A 4082-nucleotide genomic window follows, 5' to 3' on the forward strand; every position below is an offset into this window, starting at 1 on the left:
CACGGCCGCAGCGGCCGCCCCCGAAGACCGTCCCACGCCCTCGGGGGCCACCCCGGCACGCCCGGCGCCGACCTCCTCGCGTTCGCTCGGCCCCTCCGGCCGCGGTTCCACCGGTGGCATGCGCGCCCGCCTGGCCCGCCTCGGCGGCCAGCGTTCCAGCGTGCTGAACCCCGTCCTGGAGCCGCTGTTCCGCTCGATCCGGGCGAACGACCCCAAGGCCGACCCGGCGCTGCTGCGCGACATCGAGAAGGCGTACGCGGTGGCCGAGAAGTGGCACCGCGGACAGAAGCGCAAGAGCGGCGACCCGTACATCACCCACCCGCTGGCCGTCGCGACGATCCTGGCCGAGCTCGGCATGGACGCCCCGACCCTGATGGCCGGGTTGCTGCACGACACCGTCGAGGACACCGACTACGGCCTGGAGACCCTGCGCAAGGACTTCGGCGACTCAGTGGCCCTGTTGGTGGACGGCGTCACCAAGCTGGACCGGGTCAAGTTCGGCGAGGCCGCGCAGGCCGAGACCGTCCGCAAGATGGTCGTGGCGATGGCCAAGGACCCGCGGGTCCTGGTGATCAAGCTCGCCGACCGCCTGCACAACATGCGCACGATGCGCTACCTCAAGCGGGAGAAGCAGGAGAAGAAGGCCCGCGAGACGCTGGAGATCTACGCCCCGCTGGCGCACCGGCTGGGCATGAACACCATCAAGTGGGAGCTGGAGGACCTCGCCTTCGCGATCCTCTACCCCAAGATGTACGACGAGATCGTCCGGCTGGTCGCCGAGCGCGCCCCCAAGCGGGACGAGTACCTGGCGACCGTCATCGACCAGGTCCAGGCGGACCTGCGCGGTGCCCGGATCACCGCCTCCGTCACCGGCCGGCCGAAGCACTACTACTCGGTCTACCAGAAGATGATCGTCCGGGGCCGGGACTTCGCCGAGATCTACGACCTGGTGGGCATCCGGGTCCTGGTCGACACCGTCCGCGACTGCTACGCGGCGCTGGGCACCATCCACGCGCGGTGGAACCCGGTGCCGGGGCGGTTCAAGGACTACATCGCGATGCCCAAGTTCAACATGTACCAGTCGCTGCACACCACGGTGATCGGTCCCGGGGGCAAGCCGGTCGAGCTGCAGATCCGCACCTTCGACATGCACCGGCGGGCCGAGTACGGCATCGCCGCGCACTGGAAGTACAAGCAGCGCGCGGTGGCCGGGGCGTCCAAGGTCCGCACCGACACCCCGACCCAGGTCCGCAAGGAGGACAAGGCCGGCGCCGTCAACGAGATGGCCTGGCTGCGACAGCTGCTGGACTGGCAGAAGGAGACCGCCGACCCGGGCGAGTTCCTGGAGTCGCTCCGCTTCGACCTGGCCAGCAACGAGGTCTTCGTCTTCACCCCCAAGGGTGATGTGATAGCCCTGCCGGCCGGGGCCACCCCGGTCGACTTCGCCTTCGCGGTGCACACCGAGGTCGGCTACCGGACGATAGGCGCCCGGGTCAACGGGCGGCTGGTGCCGCTGGAGTCGACCTTGGAGAACGGCGACACCGTCGAGGTCTTCACCTCCAAGGCGGAGAACGCCGGACCCTCCCGGGACTGGCTGGGCTTCGTCAAGTCCCCGCGCGCCCGCAACAAGATCCGGGCCTGGTTCTCCAAGGAGCGCCGCGAGGAGGCGATCGAGCACGGCAAGGAGGCGATCGTCCGGGCGATGCGCAAGCAGGGCCTGCCGATCCAGCGGATCCTGACCGGCGACTCGCTGGTCACCCTGGCCCACGAGATGCGCTACCCCGACATCTCCTCGCTCTACGCCGCGATCGGCGAGGGCCACGTCGCCGCGCCGAACATCGTGCAGAAGCTGGTGCAGGCGCTCGGCGGCGAGGAGGGGGCGACCGAGGACCTGGCGGAGACCGCCACCCCGACCCACGACAACCGCCGCGCGGCGCGCCGCCGGGCCAAGGGCGACCCGGGCGTGATCGTCAAGGGCGTCGAGGACGTCTGGGTCAAGCTCTCCCGCTGCTGCACCCCGGTGCCCGGCGACCCGATCGTCGGCTTCGTGACCCGCGGCAACGGCGTCTCGGTGCACCGCGCCGACTGCGTCAACGTGGAGGCGCTGAGCCAGCAGCCGGAGCGCATGATCGACGTCGAGTGGGCGGCCACCCAGTCCTCGGTCTTCCTGGTGGCCATCCAGGTCGAGGCGCTGGACCGCTCCCGGCTGCTCTCGGACGTCACCCGGGTGCTCTCCGACCAGCACGTCAACATCCTGTCGGCGGCGGTGCAGACCTCCCGGGACCGGGTGGCGATGAGCCGCTTCACCTTCGAGATGGGCGACCCGAAGCACCTGGGCCACGTGCTCAAGGCGGTGCGCGGCGTCGAGGGCGTGTACGACGTCTACCGCGTCACCTCCGCCCGCAAGTAGCGCGCGGGTACGCGGAAGGCCCCCGGGAGCGTTCCCGGGGGCCTTCGCCGTTCAGCGCTCGGGGCGGTCAGCCGCTGAACTCCTCCTGGCTCCGGTGCGCCTGCTCCAGCAGGGTCTGCACGCCGGCCAGCTCGGACTCCAGCTTGGCGGTCCTGGACGCGTTGCCGGCCGCGCGGGCCTTGGCCAGGTCGGCCTGGATCTTGTCGGCCTTGGCCTGGAACAGGCCGACCATGCCGGCCGCGCGGGCCTTGGCCTCCGGGTTGGACCGCCTCCACTCGGCGTCCTCGGCCTCGCGGATGGCCCGCTCGACCGTGTTCAGCCGGCCGTCCAGCTTCGGACGGACCTCGCGCGGCACGTGGCCGATGGCCTCCCAGCGCTCGTTGACCTCGCGCAGCGCGGCCTTGGCGGTCTTGAGGTCGGTGATCGGCAGGATCGCCTCGGCCTCGGCGGCCAGCGCCTCCTTGAGCTTCTGGTTCTCCACCTGCTCGGCGTCCCGCTCGCTGAACACCGAGGAGCGGGCCTGGAAGAAGACGTCCTGGGCGCCGCGGAACCGCGCCCACAGCTCGTCCTCGATGTCCCGCTGGGCCCGGCCGGCGGACTTCCAGCGCGCCATCAGGTCGCGGTAGGCGGCCGCGGTGCTGCCCCACTCCGTGGACGAGGACAGCGCCTCGGCCTCGGTGACCAGCGCCTCCTTGGTCTGCCGGGCCTTCTCGCGCTCGGCGTCCAGGGTGGCGAAGTGCGCCTTGCGGTGCTTGGAGAAGACCGAGCGGGCGTGCGAGAAGCGGTGCCACAGCTCGTCGTCGCTCTTGCGGTCCAGCCGCGGCAGGCCCTTCCAGGTGTCCACCAGGGCGCGCAGCCGGTCCCCGGCCTCCCGCCACTGGGTCGACTCGGCGAGCTGCTCGGCCTCGGTGACCAGGGCCTCCTTGGCCGCACGGGCCTCGTCCTGGGCCTTGGCGCGAGCGGCCTTGCGCTCCTCGCGCCGGCTCTCGATCTCGCCGGCGAGCGTGTCCAGCCGCTTGGCCAGGCCCTCCAGGTCGCCGACCGCGTGTCCCTCGACCACCTGGGCGCGCAGGTGCTCCAGCGCGGTCTGGGCGTCCTTGGCGGCCAGGTCGGTGGTGCGCACCCGCTTCTCCAGCAGGCCGATCTCCACCTCGATGCCCTGGTACTTGCGCTCGAAGTAGGCGAGGGCCTCCTCGGGCGAGCCGGCCTGCCAGGAACCGACGACGCGTTCACCGTCGGCCGTCCTGACGTAGACCGTGCCCTGCTCGTCCACACGGCCCCACGGGTCGCTGCTCATAGCGCGTCCTCCACATGACGTCGCGCCCGCGCCGGGGCGGCGCGCGTCCGTCGTCCACAGTTGATGTGCGACGGACCGAAAGAGTCCGCCGTCCCCGTCCGCCGTGCCTTGCAGCCGAGGGTGACGGCCAGGCGGGTGCGGGCACCCTATACAACGCCAACATAGGCGACCGGGACCGGTGCTGTCCGCATCCGGGCCGGGCGATTTCGGTCCGGGGCCCTGCGGGGACGGCGCGCAGGCCGCCCCCGCAGAGCCCCGGAGTAGGTCAACCCTTCGCCACCGTAACGGAGTTGAAGGTGACGTCGGCCATCGGGTGGCCGTCCGGCGAGCCCTCCAGGGTGCCCGCGGCGGCGATCTTCTGCACCACGTCCAGGC

2 protein-coding genes are annotated in these 4082 nt (G+C 71.4%); one reads left to right on the forward strand and one right to left on the reverse strand.

Annotated elements, in window-relative coordinates; translation table 11 throughout:
- Positions 1-2410 (forward strand): RelA/SpoT family protein (locus ACIQOV_RS30840; RefSeq protein WP_401053913.1); only part of this gene is annotated, 2410 nt, incomplete at its 5' end.
- 67 nt (positions 2411-2477) lie between these two features.
- Here the strand turns inward: ACIQOV_RS30840 and ACIQOV_RS30845 are convergent.
- A complete protein-coding gene (locus ACIQOV_RS30845) occupies positions 2478-3707 on the reverse strand; it encodes a DUF349 domain-containing protein (RefSeq protein ID WP_401053914.1) in 1230 nt (409 codons plus the stop codon).
- Positions 3708-4082 lie beyond the last annotated feature (375 nt).

Origin of the sequence: Kitasatospora sp. NPDC091257, assembly GCF_044757675.1 — a bacterium.
In the GTDB taxonomy this organism is placed as follows: Bacteria; Actinomycetota; Actinomycetes; order Streptomycetales; family Streptomycetaceae; genus Kitasatospora; species Kitasatospora lactacystinica.

Bases quoted from the DNA above. Each gene is read 5' to 3' on its own strand.
- ACIQOV_RS30845 (WP_401053914.1), bottom strand. From the start codon at position 3,707: ATGAGCAGCGACCCGTGGGGCCGTGTGGACGAGCAGGGCACGGTCTAC.